This window comes from Paenibacillus sp. FSL K6-1318 (assembly GCF_037976905.1).
Taxonomy (GTDB): Bacteria; Bacillota; Bacilli; order Paenibacillales; family Paenibacillaceae; genus Paenibacillus; species Paenibacillus amylolyticus_A.
On record NZ_CP150270.1, the window covers coordinates 1,376,918 to 1,394,965 of the forward strand.

Sequence of the window (18,048 nt, forward strand, 5' to 3'; positions counted from 1 at the left end):
AAAGAAAAAGCCGGACTTCTTCAGATTTTGAAGAGTTCGGCTTTTCTGTGTCCTATAATTTGATTTTATTTATAGCAGAGCTGATTTATCCACCAGTTTAACGATTATCAATCGTCTCCGGATACATATCATGATTCATCATACGATGGTCGGCCATCTGCTCGTACTTCGTTCCCGGCTTACCATAGTTCGTGTACGGGTCAATGGAGATGCCGCCGCGCGGTGTGAATTTGCCCCATACTTCGATGTAGCGCGGGTCCATCAGCTTGATCAGGTCGTTCATGATGATATTCACACAATCCTCGTGGAAATCACCATGGTTGCGGAAGCTGAACAGGTACAACTTGAGTGATTTGCTCTCAACCATTTTGATATCCGGAATGTAGCTGATATAGATCGTCGCAAAGTCCGGCTGACCCGTAATCGGGCACAGGCTAGTGAACTCCGGGCAGTTGAATTTTACAAAATAATCGCGGTACGGATGTTTGTTATCGAAGTTCTCCAAGATTTCCGGATCATATTCAAACGTATATTTAACGTTCTGGTTGCCCAGCAACGTCACATCTTGCATTTCATCAGGTTGTCTCATCGGTTCATAAACGCTCCTTGTTTCCGTCAAAGCCGAAGCCTCGCGGTATATATGAATAGGCGTGTTTTGCCTATTGAATTCTTTTGTTTTCTAAGGACATTTCGTCTTCATCCTTACATCATGCAGCCCATTCCACCCATAATGCCCATTAAACGCCGCGTTTGTTGCCCCATACCAACGTATGAAGCTGTGGAAGCACACGTACATCATTCAGGTCATCGGAGGCACTGACTTGGTCGATCAGCCACTCATAACGAGCAAGCAGCGAGGACGCCAGATCTGGCGTATCGGCGGAAGTCACATCTGGGTTCCCGGTTTGTAAAAATAAATCTGTGCCCGGATACCGTGCATGCACACGGCGGGCATAGTCCAGGTCTGTCTCATCGAAGATCACGATCTTCAGACTATGACTTCGTTCTACCGGGCCAGCGGCCAACCGTTCGATCAGATCATCCAGCACGGCCCAATCGGTGTCCATGCCGGAGCTCGGTGGCTTAGGCGAGACAGTGACTTCGTCAATGTCCGCCAGCCAAGGCTGCCAGCGGGAGCCCTGCGTCTCCACCGCGGTGCGGATACCGTTCTCCCGCAGCAATGCAACCAGCCCGCCCAGCGAAGCGAGCAGGGCGGGATTACCGCCAGAGATGGTGACATGGGAGAAACGCGTGCCGCCAACGCGGCGCAATTCTTCCCATACATCCTCCGGCGTAATCATGCGAATCTGGTCCTTGCCACTGCCGTCCCAGGTAAAGGCCGAGTCGCACCAGGAGCAGCGATAATCGCAGCCCGCGGTGCGAACAAACATCGTTTTTTGCCCGATCACCATGCCTTCGCCTTGAACTGTCGGTCCAAAAATCTCCATCACGGGAATACGAGCCTCTTTGCGAGTTCCCGTCTCATTCACCTGCTGTGTCACACTACTCATCAATCATCCACTCCCGTCTCGCTTCCGCGTAACTGGTTGGTGTCTCAAAGAGTCGGACAAACTCCGTCCGCCCACCATCGGTCAGCCCGGCATAGGGCTCCGTCTGGAGGGCATGTTCCATCTGTTCGAACAGCCATACGACCATATTTTCAGCCGTTGTATTCATTAAAGGAAGCGTCTCGTTGAGGTACTGATGATCCAGATATCCCTCAATCTGTGTCTTCCATATATCCTTGATATGTCCAAAATCAACCGTCAGCCCGGTTTCACCCGGATAACCGCTGATGCCAAAAATAACTTTATACGTATGACCGTGCAAGTTCTTGCACTTGCCTTCATAACAATGCAGGTGATGTGCCGCGTCAAAAGTAAACTCTTTGCTGACCAAGACACGCTTGCGGTGATAGCGCAGCTGGGTGGGTAGAATATCTTCTCCGATGCGTTGCAGATGCTCTACAATACGGAACGTTCCCGGCTCTCTCATCGTACATCCACTCCCGCAGATTCAGCAGCAGTCCGCTGCTGCACATAGCGATCCAGTCCGGCTTTACGCAGTTTGCAGGCAGGGCATTCTCCACACCCATCGCCGATCACGCCGTTATAGCAGGTCAGAGTACGCTCGCGTACATAATCAAAAGCACCGAGATCATCCGCCATCTTCCACGTTTGGGCTTTGTCCAGCCACATGAGCGGCGTATGAATGACAAATGGATAGTCCATCGACAGGTTAAGGGTCACATTCATCGATTTCACAAATGAATCCCGGCAATCCGGATATCCGCTGAAATCCGTCTCACATACACCTGTAACCAGGTGGCGTGCTCCTTTTTGTTTTGCCATAATGGCCGCAAAACTGAGGAACAGCAGATTCCGTCCATCCACAAATGTACTCGGCAGTTCGCCTTCTTCATGGGTAATCTCCACATCTGTGCGAGTGAGCGCATTGGGTGCAAGCTGGTTTAACAGGCTCATATCCAGTACCGTTTGCTGTACGCCCAGATCGCGTGCGATCTCCGCTGCGCATTCAATCTCCAACTTGTGACGCTGACCATAATCAAACGTAACGACCTCGACTTCGGCAAACTGTTGCTTGGCCCAGAACAGACACGTGGTGCTATCCTGACCGCCGCTGAATACAACGACTGCTTTTTCTTCGTTCAACATAAAAAAACCTCTCCATCTTCTTGAGATCAAACCATGCACATAGGCATAGAGTGTCGGAAGAACAGAGAAGTTCATGAACTGGCATCCATCAAAAAACACACCTTCTCGATAACTGCTTCAAAAAAAGCAGGCATGAGTAAGTGTCCTTAGTTTTTTACGTACATTCCGTTAAACAAAGTGTACGCAAGACTTATACTAACCATCACATGGCCAAGTCTTATAGAGGGAGTTCGCGAACCTCTCCCATGCCGTAGGCATGGATTTTCTTCTTCAATTGTCTGAACCATTATAACATGAAACCGCGTGGTGACCACCCCACTGGAGCATAGTGGCAGTTAATCGGTTGTAACAGCTTATTTGATCAGTACATTACCGAAAGGAATAACTTCTTTCAGAATTCGTTTGAACAGCCCCTCATCGTTGAGATCCTGTTCCAAGCGGTGATTTTCACGCCCAGCCTGGAAGAGTACCGATCCATGTCCCGTCATCTTCCAATGATAGTTCATGTGCTGACTGGCAAGATTGTTACCATATACCGTGAGTTCCAGATGTGCATTTTCGGGATAGGCAATAATACTGCCAGCATCCACATAGAGCGGGGCAGTCGGATGCAGTTCCTGCTGGCAAACCTGACCTTGGGTGAGCAATCCGATCTTGCCTTTACCGGAAAATTTCATTTTTACTGCATCCCGGGTGATCAGCATGTTTTTAATTTTCTGAATTTTGGTATGCATGGTTACACCATCCGAATAGAAGAACAGGTGGCGGAAGTCATAGAGCAGATCACTGTCCTCTGTGAGTTCTACTTCCTTCATCGTGAATCCGGGAGGCAGGGCAGCCACAAATTGGCAAGGTCCAGTAATTTCGGATTTAATCAGCTTTTTTTTGCGATATATGCCCGTGATATTCATGAATTTATCATTACGGCTACCACTTGGACCGCGGAAGGCCACAATTTGCTGCGGATGCAAAATATGAAGGCGGTCATCTTTAATTAACGAGAATGTGACGACTTGTCCAGCTCCGCCTGCTTCAGCATTGTTCAGGTGTATGTTCATGCAGTTGCTCCTGTTCTTTTATACTCGGCCCGAACGGCGACGCATTCCCCAGCGCATCACACGAATCAGAATGAAGTAACCTAATATGAGAGAAACGACAGTGATGATCATCGTCTGAATTCGTTTGGTGGTAGCTGCTTTGGCATTCTGGTCATCCTGCAACTTGCTTACCATCTCAGTAAGTTTTTGGTTCTGAGCCAGCAGCTGTTCGTTCTGGGTCTTGAATGCTTCGACATTAGCCTGGGCTTGTCCCAACTGGGCGGACGTTTGATTTAGTTGCTCCATCGTTTGCTTATAGCTTTCCTGCAGAGCGTTCACTTCTCCAGGCAGTTCAGAGACTCGCTCCCATCCGCTGTATATATCAGTAAATATATTGGCACTGGCTGCACTTACTGTGGAAGCGATCGAAACGGTAAATAGAATACATGTGGTGAATAACACCCGAATGAAATAACCCTGAATGGATTTTGGCATCGTTAACACCTCTTTCTTCGGTAGATAATATAGATCGCCGAATTCGTCGTCTATTGTTGAAATACGCTCTTACATTATACGTCAAAACCGGGACGATGGGTTCAAGATGATATCGTTTTATTACCCGAAATATTTAAAAATATTTATGAACAGAGCTGTTTAGCTTATAAATCTGTGGGGTAATAGTACGATAGGCAAGCACACCGGACCGTTCTTACAGATCTTTTACTTCAGTTCCGGGTGCATGCTATTCACAAATACGCAATTTAATGAACGATACCAATATATCCGATTGAATATAAGATCGTGAACATGAAGGAGTAGAAACATATGTATACAGCAGATCAGAACACATCAACCAAAACCATTATGATCACTGTTAACGGAGAGCCGGTAGGACGTAAGCTGGTTATTGACAGTGTCACTTATGCTCCGGTTACCAAAGCAGACGGTGCACAATATTTACACAAAATGGGAATCAATCATCCTACGGTTTAATTTGGGACTTGTCATAGAGAAGTCATTGAAAAGCTTGGCATAGCGCCAGGCTTTTTCGTCGTTTATTGTCGTATTCAGACGGATTTAGGGATATAAAACTAATATATTGGAAAAATTTAATGAGAACATGTGTTCCGTGACAATATAGTGTCCATTCACCCTGATAACTTAGAAGATAATACATATAAATCGGGGGAGAGACTACCAGTGAACTCAGTCTTTGAAGTATCTTATTCGTGGAATAAAGAGGCCATACCGACAGGGGGAGCCGACCCCGTATATATGATGGTAGAGTGGCGTAACGGTGCCCCTGCCAAAAGACTTAGGAAAATAGCACCCAAAATTGTATCAAGAGATTTGGAACTTTTGCTCAAACCGGAATTTGGAGTCCAGCTAAAAGGTATCTATGGATGCCGTTCCAAAGAAACGGATATTGGCTGGTTACTGAGGCTTGGGGATATGTACAAAGGGGAAAGCAAACAAATTTTGCTTGAATTCGTCATGGGACCCCGTGTGTCCGGAAAAGCAGCCGTATGTTCAGCCTACTGGAGCACAAGGAAGTTGAAGCAAAGTCAACGTGTATTGTTACGAAGAGAACAGCTGTATATTCAGTACACCAGTCATCTGGGCATGCTGCGACAGCCGGAAGATCCCAAGGTGGAGAAGACCATCAAGTTAAGTGAAACCGTGCCGCTGATCAAACAAGCCCTGCGCGCCTACGAAAGAGGCCGGGTTCAAGAGGGAAGTAATATGTTACGTCGTCATGCAGATGGGTTGTTAATTGAAGCTGCGCGTAAACAGGATCTGGATTATTACACGGAAGCGGAGATCATTGAACAGCTGCGTTATCACTACGGGATCACGTTTACAACTGGATATCATGACCGTGAAAAAAAGATATTAGGCGAATAGGGTTGATTTCAGATGGTAACGGTATAGAGAACGAGTCTACATATATTTTGAAGGTGAAGTTTAGGAGAAGGTCGAATGTATGTATCAATATCATATTAAACAATGGATGGAGTTGTATCAAATTTATTGAAACAACATCGTGGAGGGTCCGGCAAAATGACAGACCGACTAATCCGATTAATGCGCATTATAACGCTGGTGCAGGCCAAGCCAGGTATTCTGGCACGTGAGCTTGCCCAGCGATGCGAGACGACGGAAAGGACGATATACCGCGACATGGAGGCCCTCAGTGCAATGCATATCCCGATCGCCAATATGGGACACGGGCAAGGGTACATGTTTATCAGCCAATTTGCCATGTATCCATTGAATTGGTCTGATGAAGAAGCCCAAGCGTTCATGCATCTTGCTGAAGTTATGGAGAATATTCGTCCTTTGCTGAAACCTGCTTTTGAGAGCGCTTATGAGAAAGTGGTTGCTTCGAGTCAGAAAAACAAAACAGAACGAGTGGAATGGTCGGAGCAAATTAGTGGATTGTTCAAAGCGGGGTTGCCCGCATGGCAAAATGAAAACAACGATCTACAGAATCAATCCCTGATTACCCTGCTTCAGGCTGGCATTTCACAGAACACCATTGAAGGGGAGTATCTGTCTCAAGGTAAAAAAGGGATCGTACGCATAGATCCTTACTGTCTTATCCCTCGTGAATACAGATTTGAGCTGTTAGCGTATTGTCACCTGTCGGAGAAACTTCGAATATTTCAGGTGAGCCGGCTGCAAAAGATACGAATATTGCCACGAACGTTCCGCAAAGAGGATTATCTGATCCAATCGCACTTCCGCATTCCTTGGGCATATGAGGGAAGTACGGAGTGGACTGCGTTCAAAATTCGATTTGCACCCCATGCTGTGGAGCGTGTGATGCAGGAGCAATTTTTTATACGCCCCATCTTAACCATTGAACCGGAAGGTAGCCTGTTATTTGAAGCCATATTAAGTGATGTTGAGGAATTTCTCATATGGATTTCTAAATATGGACCTGATGCGGAAATCCTTGAACCCGAGATCTGCCGCATCAAGATGAAAGAACGCCTGAACAGCTGGCAACAAATGTACAATAGAAGTTGAAGATTTGCATGCAATCTGAAGCAAGAACAAGGATGCCAAAACACCAATCATTTTCGTGCTGTGGATGGCTACTCTTTGGTTTTGAAAAGGCTTGCCAGATTGCCAAAAGGTGATTCTTTCTCTTCATCTTCTGTGGAGCTGGAATAGACGACCTTGGATGCAATGCCCTCATCATCCGCTGCGCAGTTGTTTTCCAGCGTGAATCGGTCAAATTGATGCATAAACACTTTGGCTGTGTTGATGGCATCATCCAATGCGCGATGCTGGGTACCATCGAATTCGATTCCGCAGATTTCAAGAGCCTGAGCGAGACCGAGTTGACGGAACTTACCTTCTTTACGAACGACACGGGACCATTGTTGCTGGAGATCGTTATGATTGGTGATCCAGGCCACATCGAGCTGATGGGTACGACAATGAGAGATCAGTTTGCTGCGGTCGTCGGGTCCCCAGGAACACATGTAATAGGATTCGCTTCCCATCCAGGCGATGAATTGATTCAGTGCTGCGGGAAAAAGAGGGGCTGCATCAATATCTTTCTGCGTGATACCTGTGAACTGGATCGTGTCGGTAGACAGAACGGACTTGTTGGAAGGACGAACATACGTATGGAACGTATCTGTAACAGTCAATCCATCCGCTGTTTCCGTAACTTTGACGGCACCGATATCGATAATTTCAGAAGAATAGCGAGTATTACGGCTTACTGTGAATTCAAGATCATATATGATATATGGCATAGGACAAGCTCCTTTATCGATTAATACCTGTGGTATATTTCTATTTCTCTATATTACAGGGAACGTGCTGCCATGTCAGCCATCGCCAGAGAATTCATTGTACTTTATGTTAACTCGGTATGGTTGACAATTTCTTGTAAATGAACTAATGTGATCAAAAATGATAACAGCGTTATAACGAGGACATGATTGTGTTGGTCAGCTTCAACAGAGAGGGAACAGTGTGGTGCAAGGTTCCTGTGGCTGCTTCGTAATTCCTACCTCGCGAGCTGCGGAAGAGAATGCCCATCCAGGGTTGCAACCTCCGCCGGAAGGGCCCGTTATGCCCCGTAGGACTGCATGCTACAGATCGCACAGGTTGCGGATGGAATAAGTGGCAGTTAAACAAGGGTGGTACCACGACACATTCGTCCCTTGACGGATGTGTCTTTTTGCTGTTTATAACTCAAGATATCCAATAACAATGAGGAAGATTAGGAGTGTGTGCAGATGCGTCAAAGTGAAATGCTTGTTCCAACATTACGTGAAGCGCCAGCGGAGGCAGATGCGGCGGGACATCGCTGGTTACTCCGTTCCGGCATGATTCGCCAACTGGCAGCGGGGATCTACAGTTACCTGCCCCTCGGACGGCGTATATTATTGAACGTTGAACGGATCGTTCGTGAAGAGATGGATCGTGCTGGATGTCAGGAAGTGTTGCTGCCGATTATGCAGCCTGCTGAGTTGTGGGAAGAATCCGGAAGATACACACAGTATGGTCCTGAATTGATGCGTCTGAAGGATCGTCATGCACGGGAATTTGCTCTTGGACCAACACATGAGGAAGTCGTAACCGCTTTAGCGCGGGACGAGGTAAGTTCGTACCGTAAACTGCCATTCACCCTGTACCAGATCGGAACCAAGTTCCGGGATGAGCGCCGTCCTCGATTTGGATTGCTGCGTGGACGTGAGTTCATCATGAAGGATGCGTACTCTTTTGCTTCGGACTGGGAAGAGCTTGATCGTACTTATCAGGCGATGAACACAGCGTATAGTCGCATTCTGGAACGTTGTGGTCTGGACTATATCCGTGTTGAAGCGGACGCAGGAACGATTGGCGGTCAAGGGGAAACGCACGAGTTCATGGCTCTTGCTGATGTGGGTGAGGACACGATTGTAACCTGCAAACATTGTGGATATGCTGCGAATCTGGAGAAAGCGGGTTATCAGACTTCTGGAGATATGGAGAAAAAAGAAGGAAGCTTGGAAGTTCCAGCTGATTCTGCGAGTGCAGACTCCGTGCTTCAAACGGATGAACATTCAGGAGTGGAAAGCGTAGTACGAATTTCGACTCCTGGCGTTCGTACGATTGCAGAGTTAAGTTCATTTGTGGGCGAAGGTGCTGAACATATGATCAAAACGTTGCTTTATGTGGCGGATGGTGAGCTCGTCGCTGCCCTTGTACGTGGAGATCATGAACTGAATGACATCGCATTGAAGCAGGTGTTGGGTGCAGAGGAACTGAATCTAGCAGACGATGAAGCCATTGCGGCACATCCGAACCTGAAGGTAGGTTTTCTTGGTCCAATTGGACTGAATCTACCGATGGTGGTGGACGCTGACGTGGCAATGATGAAGAGCGCAATTACAGGAGCCAATGAAGTGGATGTGCATGTTTCCGGCGTACGTCCAGGCATTGATTTTGCATTGGAGCGAGTGGAACGTATTCGTTTTGCTGCCGAAGGGGACGCTTGCCCAACATGTGGATCGCCGCTTGTGTTTACCAAAGGTATTGAGGTTGGACATATTTTCAAATTGGGAACCAAATACAGTGATGCCATGGGAGCTTCATTCCTGGATCGCAATGGTCGGCAGTGCGCGCCGGTCATGGGATGTTACGGGATTGGCGTATCCCGCCTGATGGCAGCTATAGCTGAGCAGTATGCAGGAGATGAGGGTATTCGTTGGCCGGCCGCTGTGGCGCCATATGATGTGCATCTGATTGCAGTAAGTTGGAAAGATGAGCAACAACGTCAGCTCACTCTCGATCTGGAACAACAATTGATTGATGGCGGTTACTCTGTACTGGTCGATGACCGGGATGAACGTCCAGGTGTGAAATTCAAGGATGCCGAGCTGATCGGATTGCCTGTGCAGATCGTCATTGGCAGAGGGGCAGCCGAAGGACAGGTTGAATTGGGATCACACGCACTTGCAGCATCAGGTGAATCGAAACGAATTTCTTTGACGGCACAGGAAGCTGTAAGTTATGTGAAGGAACAGCTAACTTCCTAAATAAGTTGAACTAATCATTTACACAGAGACGGAGAGGACAGAAAAAAACTGAAAAAGCGAAGTGTTCGCCTAAAAGCTTTCTGATAGAAAGCTGCATCTGAAGCATACGCTATCACCGGATTTTTCCCTTGAGAAAAGGGAATCAAAAAAATCTGGGGATAACAGCGATTGGAAGGTTATTCTGTCATCGGAGTGTACGTGTGAACATATCTTTAGTTCAACTTATATAGATTCAGGGGATTCGTTAATTATATGAGTTCATATAATAGTACCGAATATGATGCGGTAGCTGATTTTAATTGCTGAAACTCTAATGAGCGCATGAAAAAGAGGGCTATAGGCATACAAATGGGTAGTATTTTATAAGGAATATCATACGAAATAACTAAATTGGGATATATGTATTCAGTATACAAATGATTTTATGATTAAGGATTTGCAGATGATCATACTCGGGCAGATTTATGTGCAAGTATGCAATGTTGAGAAGACAGAGATGTCGAAATTAAATGTACAATAACCGCATAAACACAGTAATTCCAGAGAGTTTTTATATAGTTCGGTGTCGAAGGCATATGATGAAGTTGGTCCATAAAGGCCCAGCTGGGATTTATTTTTGCCTCAGATGATTGTCAAGATCAGCAGGATATGTCCCCAGGAAATGTTCAAGTATCTGATGTGGTTGATGTTTAAGAACTGAGATACAAAAGGGTGTCCCCTTAACCAGTTATCTGGCTTGGGGGACACCCTTTTGGTTATGACAAGATTGATTCGTAATGTTGTTGCACCTTATAAGCAATCATGCCTATATGCACTTTGTTTTGCTGAGCTTAAGAAGCTGCAGGCAATTTCAATTGTTGACCTGGATAAATCCAGTGTGGATTTTTGATATTGTTCAGCTTTTGCAATGCCTGCCAAGTTGTGCCGTATTGTTTGGAGATGGAGTACAGGGAATCTCCGGATTTCACAACATGCAGTTTGGCTGGAGCTGGTTTGCTTGGTGTTGGTTTAGATGGTTTTTCCGGTTTTGGTGTTTCTGGTTTTGGCTTGGTTGGAGCTGGTGTTTCGGTTGCCGGAGTTTCCGGCTCTACTGCAGGTTTTACCGCTTCACTGATCCGACCATCTGTTTTGATGTCTACAGCGCCAAGCTTTTGCATGTAGTTGATCAACGCTTCATCCAACGCGCCGTACATACCTGTAGTTGGATATTTGGCGAACATGGTGTATTCGTCACCACCAACAGCTGTGAAATCATTGGTTGCCAGTGTGTACGTTGCTTCCGGATCAAGGGCTTTATCGCCAACGGTTACGGAATGTACACGGCTACCTTCTGCAGCGGAAGTGTCGATTTTGAATTTGATTCCGGATACTTGCGGGAATCCACCGCTTGGTTCCGGGTAGGAAGCTACACCGACTTCAAGGGCTGCCAGAATATCGGACCCTTTCACTTCAAGCGTTACCACTTGATTACCAAAAGGAAGCACTGTGATGATATCACCTTTGGTTACGATCCCTTTTTCGATGGAAGCACGGATACCACCACCGTTAGTCAATGCGATATCAGCGTTGCTGACATCACGAATGGCATCTGCAAGCAGGTCACCCAGATTGGTTTCTCCTGCACGTACTTGTTCACGCTTACCATCCAGCAGGATAGCTGTATTGGCTACTTCTTCTTTCAGGATAGGTTCTTGTTCTTTTTGAATGGAGTTCACGAGAGTCGCGACTTTCTCATTCGGTTTGATGTCTTTTGCTTCAGTTTCATCAATCAATGTTGCTTGTTTCTTCGTTACTTTACCCCCGTCTACCCACAGATCGATGACACCAACGTAGTTAGTGTATTCTCCTGCACTTGCGATCAATGTTCCGTTATCGGATACAAGGCCATCTTGCAGTACTGTGTGACTGTGACCATCGATGAATACGTCGATGCCAGGAACTTCTTTAACGACTTTAAAGCTAGTATCCGTGCTGGATGCATCTTGTCCAAGGTGTCCCAGAACAACAACAACATCTACTTTGCTGCGGATTTCGTTGACCAGAACTTTAGCTTCCGCAGATGGATCTGTAATATCAAGACCTTCTACGTTTTTCGGGTTCGTTTTGTACAACGTTTCCGGTGTAGTCAAGGCGATGATACCAATCTTCACACCATCAACTTCTTTAATGAGATAAGGATCGAAGAGACGTGTTCCGTCTTTTTTCTTCACGTTGGCACTCAGCATGGGGAAGTTCATCATGTCTGCCAGTTCGATCAGGCGATCTGAACCATAGTTGAATTCGTGGTTACCCGGTACGATAGCTTGGTATCCCATTTCATTCATGACTTTCACGATGCTCTCACCATTAACGAGAGTGGCAAATGTTGTACCATGCACAGCATCTCCAGCATCGAGCAAGAGCGTGTTCGGGTTTTCGCTACGATATTTGTCAGCGATTCCAGCTACTTTGGCAAAACCCATAGCAGGTGAAGATTCAACTGCGCGGGCATGCGTATCATTCGTATGTAGAATGGTAATGTGTTTGCCTGTGCCCGGAGTGGTGTCCGTTGCAGCCGCGGCAATACCTACACTGCCAAACAGCAAACAGACCGTTAGCAGAAGTGAAACGTAATTCTTCCAGATTTTCATATGAATCCGAAACCTCCCAAAATAATAATCTAATTGAGCGTTTACACAGCTCAAATAGTATTTTAACAGACTATTATGTGGAAATCTCGCGATTTACGTAAAAATAAGTAACCTGAAAGTGACATGTGATTCTCCTAATGGAAAAGAGAGAAAAAATAATCCTGTGAAAGAACATATGTTCTTAAATGGTGTAAAAAAAATGCTGCGCTTCACGCGGCAGTCCGGTACGTAAACAGAATTTTTCGAGAGATTCATCGGGTTCAGGCATCACTCCGGACGTTAACAACTGAATGGCAAAACGATTGGCCTGTCTTTCCAGTTTGCCTGGTGCAAAATAGGAATGCTCCTCCAGAAAGAAACGATTGATCCCTTTATGAAGCCGGTCATGGCCGAGCTCATGGGCGCACACGAACCGCTGCCATTCCGGCGGCAAATCATTGTGTATGACGATAAACCTGCGCCGGAGCTTGCGAAAGTACATTCCTTTGGTGGATTTCCCCAAATTGGTGAAGCGAATCTGTATTCCAACCGCGCGGGCAATGCTGAACGGGCAGTTGGTCCGGTGTTTTCGAATCAACTTTGTTACGATGTCATCCATATGATCTCACCTGCTGCCTTATTAAATTCAGTTCGTCATGCCTCATGGGCGATTGTCCGATTCATCTATCTTTTTGCGTTTGTTCATCTGTTTGGCTTCCCAGAAGAGACCTGTCAGCACATCCTTGATGCGTTTCTTGTCATCTTCATCGAGTGGAATGCCGTCAAACATCAGATCATCATCGTCCTCCAGCATCTTTTTGAAATCACGACGGTCTTTGTATGTAGCCCATTCAGGTACGTCCTGAAGTTCAGTGGAACTCCCTGGTTCAATATAACCAGCCTGCTTCATCATCTCTGTATAGGGAATCGAGAGTGCATCCGAAATTTTACGAATGGTTGCCGGTTTGGGCACACCCCGGACCCCGTTCTCAATGCGTGAAATCTGTGAGTTGCTTATTCCGGCTGCTTCGGCGAGCTGATTGATGCTGTATCCTTGTTGCTCGCGCAGTTGTTTCATATAAGGACCAAAAGCGTGCTCCACAATTCATGCCAACTCCTTCGATTCGTACAAGTGCTTGAATTAATATTAAGAAGAAAGAAGAATGCGACAACTCCTAAACCTCTGCGGGTGCGCCGTTCCGGATTCGGATCGTTCTTTTGATCGCTGTTATCCCCGGATTTCCTGTTTCCCTTTCCTAAAGGGTGAAATCCGTTGATAGCGTATGCTTCCGATGTAGCTTTCTTGCAGAAAGCTTTTAGGCGAACGCTTTGCTTCTTCAGAATCGATTCCGTCTCCTTCACTACGTATGCGCTTGATATATACCTTAGCGGCATTAAGGAGAAGGGGAGCTTCTTAATATTAAAAATCAAATGATTTGTACGGAAGTTCATTAATTAAACAGTACTATAACGTATATATACCATTAGGTAAAGAGATATGAAACAATTATGCCAAAAGGCATAGGAAATGAGAGCGAAGGTTTTATTTTATCGTCAAAACGAACCAAAATGAAGGTTTACTCCGATCTCCAGAAAGTGGTATCCTCAAATAGAAATACGAACAATATACGAACAAAATGTAACAATGACACAGGTTGGATGTTAGAAATGACTCTTTGAAGAAGGTAATTCCCCGGATTATACCGATTTGGAGTGATTCCAAAAGGCAACAGGGGGAAATTGAAAAAATGTCGTTACTTTTTTAGAAAACTGGACAACTCTATGAATAAGAGCGTTTTTCCATCGTGCAAAGAATGATGGCAAAACAACATGACGTGAACGATAGAGTGAGAGATATGAATGGAGTAAAAAATACTAAAGGAGGAGAATGAATATGGAATTGATGCTGCCCGAATTGGACCGACGTAAAACGCAAACAGCTGTTGAGGCTGCGCTGGAAAAATACCGCATTTATAAGACCATTGCATTTGAAGAACGAGAGGTTATGGTGACGGCAAGTTATGCCGAGCGTTTCCACGGTGCCACCAATGTGACAGGGGACTCTACAGCGAGAACGGCGATTTATAATGTGGACGTGCAGCGCGCGCGTCAGGCATACTGCGATACGATTGATTTTGTGGTGTCCCGGCTGAGTGAGAAGGAACGTGTACTCGTATGTGAACGGTACTTGAAAGACGATGATGTGTTCGACTATAAAGTGTATAATCATGTATTTGATCCGCCTGTCAGCAAGGATACGTATACGAAGATTCGTACGCGTGCTTTCTACAAAATGGCGTTGGCTCTGTCGGACCGCGGACTGATTAATATGGAGCCTTTGTCCGTGTCTCGGAAAGAGCGGCAGAAGCTGGGCTAAGCGAACCGAGTAAGAAGTTGATCCTTTAATATCCAAGGTGGATTGGTTACAATAGTTGAACAAACCACAGTTGGCATCAGTTAAAGGAGAGAAGTCTGCCATGTCGGAAGAACTCGGAATGCAGGATATGGTCACGCTGAAGACAATCGCGGAAACGCTCAATACGTCCAATGATCTGAGCCAAATGCTGGATACAGTGGTCGGCAAATTACTGGAGTTGACCGGATTAACTGCCGGCTGGATGTTCCTCATCAATGACTGCGGAGACTATACCTGTGTTTCAGATTACAATCTACCACCTGCCTTACTGCGTAAAGATAAAGAACCCATGCGAACGGGTACCTGCTGGTGTGTGAACCGCTTCAAGGATGGTCGATTGAATCATGCGGTCAACATCATTAATTGTAAACGGCTGGAGGATGCGGTGGATTTCAAATGGGGAGATACCCATAATATTACCCATCATGCGACCGTTCCACTAAGGTCAGGTGAGAAGATGCTGGGCCTGCTCAACGTTGCTGCGCCAGCTAAGGAACTTTTCAGCGATAGTGAACTGGCACTGTTACAAGGCGTGGCGTACCAGATTGGTAGCGCGATGGAGCGGATGAGATTATATCGTGCGGAGCAGCGACGAGCTGATCTGTATGCCAAGCTGGGGGAGTTCAGTACGGATTTGGGTCTCGCAGTGAACGAATGCAGCAATTCTGATGCATTGTCCGTAAAAGTTGTGAAGCTGCTTGGGCAGCATTATGACTGGCCTTTGGCTGCAATGATTCAACAGAAAAACGGTGTATATACAGTACAGGCAGCCTATGCAGGTGGCATCGTTCAAACGTTATCAAGTGCGTCATTATCTTTGGAAGCAGCAAACCACATGAACCGTGTGATCAATAGTCACAGAGCTGTATCCCTGTCTGCGATAGAAATGAATGAGATTTTCACGAGGGGCGAGCCTGACAAAACGATGGATTCCCTTTTCTCGGGGATTGCTGCTCCCCTTCCGTACCATACGCCAGGTGAAACGAGAATTCTTATGATTGGACTTGGAACATCAGGTCCCACACAGGCGGACTTTGAAGTGCTGGAGGCACTGGCCGAGCATATTACAGCCTCATGGGAGAGTCTGAAGCTGGCGGAGAATCGCCGCGAACTGGCACGGCTGGAAGAGAGAAACCGGTTGGCTCGCGATCTGCATGATTCGGTCAATCAGATCCTGTTCTCCCTATCGTTAACTGCTAAAGGTGCGGAAAGTATGTTATCCGGCTCACAACAGCTGCACCCGGCAGCGGAAGCGATGAAGGATATTCGGGCTTTGTCTCAGGAGGCTCTCAAGGAAATGCGCGCATTGATTATGCAGCTCCGTCCCGCGGGACTGGAAGCAGGGCTGCTCCATGCGCTACAGGAATACGGTATCAGCCAGGGTCTTCAAGTGGTGATGAATCGGACGGGAATGCGGTCTCTACCGCGTAATATAGAAGAAGCATTGTGGCGAATCGGGCAGGAAGCACTGAATAATGTACGGAAACACGCGGATGTCACTTCTGCTGAGGTCATCCTCAAGTTAAGTGATCATGAAGCAGTGCTCACTGTCACAGATCAGGGAACAGGCGGTGCGAAAAGGGCGAAAGTGTCGTCTGGAAGCTCGCTTGGTCTGTCCATTATGGAGGAACGGGCTGAATCACTTGGGGGCAGGTTAGAAATAGTTAGTTCTTCCCGAAAGGGAACGACAGTAACGGCAGTCATTCCACTTCCGTTCGAAGCTGTATAAAGTCAGGGGGAAGAGAGATGCCGATTACAATATTGCTCGCAGATGATCATGCGATGGTGAGACGAGGGCTACACGTTTTTTTGACCACGCAACAAGATATGAAGGTTGTTGGAGAAGCATCGAACGGGCAGGAAGCATTGGAGCAGGCGGAAGCGTTAAAACCCGACGTGGTATTAATGGATCTGCATATGCCGGTCATGGACGGAATTGAAACAGCCAGACGGTTGCGTACGTTAATGCCAGAAACGCGAATCATTGTGCTCACATCTTTTTCCGATCAGGATCATGTGGTTCCTGCTGTTCGCGCAGGGGTGAAAGGATATCTGCTCAAGGATATAGAACCGGAGGATTTGGCCGTAGCCATTCGTAATGTGCATGCAGGTCAGGTAGAATTACATCCTGCCGCAGCAGGTCAATTGATGCATGTGATGGCTTCATCCGATTGGTCTACAAATGAACACCAACCACAGCATATACCGACAGATCGGTCAGCAGACAATCAACATCAGGAGCCAAAGCAGGCTGGAAAATCAAATGAACCCCGCCTTGGTGGTCCGGATATGCTCACTCGCCGTGAACAAGAAGTCTTAGGGCTGATTGCGCAAGGACTGAGCAATAAGGAAATTGCGGTTCGATTAGTCATCACAGAAAAAACGGTCAAAACCCATGTCAGTCATCTGCTGGACAAACTCGGGCTGGCGGATCGGACGCAAGCGGCTCTTCATGCCGTAAGAAATGGCTGGGTCGTCTGACCAATTCCGACATATCTTCATACTTAAGTCGTATAAACTCAACCTAAAGGTTGAGTTTTTTGGTATTTCAAGTTAAGTCTATCTGCTGACGAATTGGCTGCCGAAGAAAGGTAAGATAAAGATAGCCAAAGACGGATCGGTTGAAGGAACCTGAAAGTCTGAAACAATAAATAAACCAAGGAGAGTGACATGGATGAATATTGTTATTTTGGCAGGAAGCAATCGGAACAATGCAACCAGTACACGTTTGGGAGAATACGCAGTGGAGATTATTCGGGGTCAGGGACATCAGGCCAGCTTGTTTGATCTGTATCAGACGCCACTTCCATTCTACGCACCCGATGAAAAACAAGCGTACCATGAACATCTGGCAGACCTGCATACACGTATGCTCGCGGCAGATGCCATCATCCTGTCTACACCAGAGTATCATGGCAGTATTAGCGGTGTGCTCAAAAATGCATTGGATCACCTGAGCCAGGCTCATTTCAGTGGTAAGCCCGTCCTGTCTATCAGCTCCTCTGGCGGAGCGGTGGGGGTAAGTTCGCTTTTACAACTGCAAGCGATTGTTCGCAATCTGCATGGCATCAATGCCCAGGAGTGGATTTCCATTGGTGGTGCACAACGCAGACGATTCGAAGCGACATTTGACGGATATGAAGAATACGAAGGCAGTCAGGATATAGAGGATCGGGTACAGCGGGTCATTGGATCGTTTTTGAATCTGGCTCAGACGTTAACGAATGCGCGGAACTCAGCGATGAGTTGAGAACGAAGACGAAA

18 protein-coding genes are annotated in these 18,048 nt (G+C 46.7%); 8 read left to right on the top strand and 10 right to left on the bottom strand.

Annotation, left to right across the window (positions count from 1 at the left end):
• Nucleotides 1–97: 97 nt before the first annotated feature.
• The 6 genes from queF to NYE45_RS05945 form a co-directional block, all read right to left on the bottom strand.
• A complete protein-coding gene (gene queF / locus NYE45_RS05920; protein WP_340016012.1) occupies nucleotides 98–589 on the bottom strand; it encodes a preQ(1) synthase in 492 nt (163 codons plus the stop codon).
• A gap of 148 nt (nucleotides 590–737) precedes the next feature.
• Nucleotides 738–1,511, bottom strand: a complete 774-nt coding sequence (gene queE / locus NYE45_RS05925; protein ID WP_340016013.1) for a 7-carboxy-7-deazaguanine synthase QueE — start codon at nucleotides 1,509–1,511, stop codon at nucleotides 738–740.
• Nucleotides 1,504–1,995: a 6-carboxytetrahydropterin synthase QueD gene (gene queD, locus NYE45_RS05930; protein WP_036611465.1), complete on the bottom strand. Its 492-nt coding sequence runs from the start codon at nucleotides 1,993–1,995 to the stop codon at nucleotides 1,504–1,506. Before queD ends, queE begins: the two co-directional genes overlap by 8 nt.
• On the bottom strand, nucleotides 1,992–2,672 hold the full coding sequence (queC, locus tag NYE45_RS05935) for a 7-cyano-7-deazaguanine synthase QueC (RefSeq protein WP_062835912.1): 681 nt from the start codon (nucleotides 2,670–2,672) through the stop codon (nucleotides 1,992–1,994). The genes queD and queC overlap by 4 nt, the downstream gene beginning before the upstream one ends.
• 356 nt (nucleotides 2,673–3,028) lie before the next feature.
• Nucleotides 3,029–3,733, bottom strand: coding sequence for an AIM24 family protein (locus NYE45_RS05940; RefSeq protein ID WP_036668803.1), 705 nt, complete (start codon nucleotides 3,731–3,733; stop codon nucleotides 3,029–3,031).
• 18 nt (nucleotides 3,734–3,751) lie between these two features.
• Nucleotides 3,752–4,207, bottom strand: a complete 456-nt coding sequence (locus NYE45_RS05945; protein ID WP_340016014.1) for a hypothetical protein — start codon at nucleotides 4,205–4,207, stop codon at nucleotides 3,752–3,754.
• 330 nt (nucleotides 4,208–4,537) lie between these two features.
• Between NYE45_RS05945 and NYE45_RS05950 the strand changes: the two genes are divergently transcribed.
• The 3 genes from NYE45_RS05950 (at nucleotide 4,538) to NYE45_RS05960 (ending at nucleotide 6,745) form a co-directional block, all read left to right on the top strand.
• Nucleotides 4,538–4,705 carry a hypothetical protein gene (locus NYE45_RS05950; protein WP_264931700.1) on the top strand — a complete coding sequence of 56 codons (168 nt, stop codon included), beginning with the start codon at nucleotides 4,538–4,540 and terminating at the stop codon, nucleotides 4,703–4,705.
• A 207-nt stretch (nucleotides 4,706–4,912) separates the two neighbouring features.
• Nucleotides 4,913–5,617, top strand: coding sequence for a hypothetical protein (locus tag NYE45_RS05955; protein ID WP_062832996.1), 705 nt, complete (start codon nucleotides 4,913–4,915; stop codon nucleotides 5,615–5,617).
• Between the two features lie 156 nt (nucleotides 5,618–5,773).
• The gene (locus NYE45_RS05960) at nucleotides 5,774–6,745 is read left to right on the top strand and encodes a WYL domain-containing protein (RefSeq protein ID WP_340016015.1); all 972 of its coding nucleotides are present in this window, start codon (nucleotides 5,774–5,776) and stop codon (nucleotides 6,743–6,745) included.
• 68 nt (nucleotides 6,746–6,813) lie between these two features.
• On the opposite strand, the gene NYE45_RS05965 is transcribed toward NYE45_RS05960, so the two are convergent.
• Nucleotides 6,814–7,485, bottom strand: coding sequence for a 3'-5' exonuclease (locus NYE45_RS05965; RefSeq protein WP_062832997.1), 672 nt, complete (start codon nucleotides 7,483–7,485; stop codon nucleotides 6,814–6,816).
• Nucleotides 7,486–7,974: 489 nt separating this feature from the next.
• Between NYE45_RS05965 and NYE45_RS05970 the strand changes: the two genes are divergently transcribed.
• Nucleotides 7,975–9,759: a proline--tRNA ligase gene (locus NYE45_RS05970; RefSeq protein WP_340016016.1), complete on the top strand. Its 1,785-nt coding sequence runs from the start codon at nucleotides 7,975–7,977 to the stop codon at nucleotides 9,757–9,759.
• Nucleotides 9,760–10,589: 830 nt separating this feature from the next.
• Here the strand turns inward: NYE45_RS05970 and NYE45_RS05975 are convergent.
• From NYE45_RS05975 to NYE45_RS05985, 3 genes are all read right to left on the bottom strand, one after another.
• Nucleotides 10,590–12,389 (bottom strand): 5'-nucleotidase C-terminal domain-containing protein, encoded by a 1,800-nt coding sequence (locus NYE45_RS05975; protein ID WP_340016017.1) that lies wholly within the window; start codon nucleotides 12,387–12,389, stop codon nucleotides 10,590–10,592.
• 181 nt (nucleotides 12,390–12,570) lie between these two features.
• A complete protein-coding gene (locus NYE45_RS05980) occupies nucleotides 12,571–12,987 on the bottom strand; it encodes an ImmA/IrrE family metallo-endopeptidase (RefSeq protein WP_340016018.1) in 417 nt (138 codons plus the stop codon).
• A gap of 42 nt (nucleotides 12,988–13,029) precedes the next feature.
• Nucleotides 13,030–13,473 (bottom strand): helix-turn-helix domain-containing protein, encoded by a 444-nt coding sequence (locus NYE45_RS05985; RefSeq protein WP_340017319.1) that lies wholly within the window; start codon nucleotides 13,471–13,473, stop codon nucleotides 13,030–13,032.
• 789 nt (nucleotides 13,474–14,262) lie between these two features.
• Here NYE45_RS05985 and NYE45_RS05990 point away from each other — a divergent pair.
• From NYE45_RS05990 to NYE45_RS06005, 4 genes are all read left to right on the top strand, one after another.
• On the top strand, nucleotides 14,263–14,745 hold the full coding sequence (locus tag NYE45_RS05990; protein WP_017690187.1) for an ArpU family phage packaging/lysis transcriptional regulator: 483 nt from the start codon (nucleotides 14,263–14,265) through the stop codon (nucleotides 14,743–14,745).
• Between the two features lie 55 nt (nucleotides 14,746–14,800).
• Nucleotides 14,801–16,513, top strand: coding sequence for a GAF domain-containing sensor histidine kinase (locus tag NYE45_RS05995; protein ID WP_340016019.1), 1,713 nt, complete (start codon nucleotides 14,801–14,803; stop codon nucleotides 16,511–16,513).
• Between the two features lie 17 nt (nucleotides 16,514–16,530).
• Nucleotides 16,531–17,265 (top strand): response regulator transcription factor, encoded by a 735-nt coding sequence (locus NYE45_RS06000; protein WP_340016020.1) that lies wholly within the window; start codon nucleotides 16,531–16,533, stop codon nucleotides 17,263–17,265.
• A gap of 193 nt (nucleotides 17,266–17,458) precedes the next feature.
• Entirely contained in the window at nucleotides 17,459–18,034 is a 576-nt protein-coding gene (locus NYE45_RS06005) for an NAD(P)H-dependent oxidoreductase (RefSeq protein ID WP_340016021.1), read from the top strand.
• Nucleotides 18,035–18,048: the final 14 nt, after the last annotated feature.

Bases quoted from the DNA above. Each gene is read 5' to 3' on its own strand.
- NYE45_RS06005 (WP_340016021.1), top strand. From the start codon at position 17,459: ATGAATATTGTTATTTTGGCAGGAAGCAATCGGAACAATGCAACCAGT.
- NYE45_RS05960 (WP_340016015.1), top strand. From the start codon at position 5,774: ATGACAGACCGACTAATCCGATTAATGCGCATTATAACGCTGGTGCAG.
- NYE45_RS05970 (WP_340016016.1), top strand. From the start codon at position 7,975: ATGCGTCAAAGTGAAATGCTTGTTCCAACATTACGTGAAGCGCCAGCG.
- NYE45_RS05950 (WP_264931700.1), top strand. From the start codon at position 4,538: ATGTATACAGCAGATCAGAACACATCAACCAAAACCATTATGATCACT.
- queD (WP_036611465.1), bottom strand. From the start codon at position 1,995: ATGAGAGAGCCGGGAACGTTCCGTATTGTAGAGCATCTGCAACGCATC.
- NYE45_RS06000 (WP_340016020.1), top strand. From the start codon at position 16,531: ATGCCGATTACAATATTGCTCGCAGATGATCATGCGATGGTGAGACGA.
- queF (WP_340016012.1), bottom strand. From the start codon at position 589: ATGAGACAACCTGATGAAATGCAAGATGTGACGTTGCTGGGCAACCAG.
- queE (WP_340016013.1), bottom strand. From the start codon at position 1,511: ATGAGTAGTGTGACACAGCAGGTGAATGAGACGGGAACTCGCAAAGAG.
- NYE45_RS05990 (WP_017690187.1), top strand. From the start codon at position 14,263: ATGGAATTGATGCTGCCCGAATTGGACCGACGTAAAACGCAAACAGCT.
- NYE45_RS05980 (WP_340016018.1), bottom strand. From the start codon at position 12,987: ATGGATGACATCGTAACAAAGTTGATTCGAAAACACCGGACCAACTGC.
- NYE45_RS05940 (WP_036668803.1), bottom strand. From the start codon at position 3,733: ATGAACATACACCTGAACAATGCTGAAGCAGGCGGAGCTGGACAAGTC.
- NYE45_RS05965 (WP_062832997.1), bottom strand. From the start codon at position 7,485: ATGCCATATATCATATATGATCTTGAATTCACAGTAAGCCGTAATACT.
- NYE45_RS05945 (WP_340016014.1), bottom strand. From the start codon at position 4,207: ATGCCAAAATCCATTCAGGGTTATTTCATTCGGGTGTTATTCACCACA.
- NYE45_RS05975 (WP_340016017.1), bottom strand. From the start codon at position 12,389: ATGAAAATCTGGAAGAATTACGTTTCACTTCTGCTAACGGTCTGTTTG.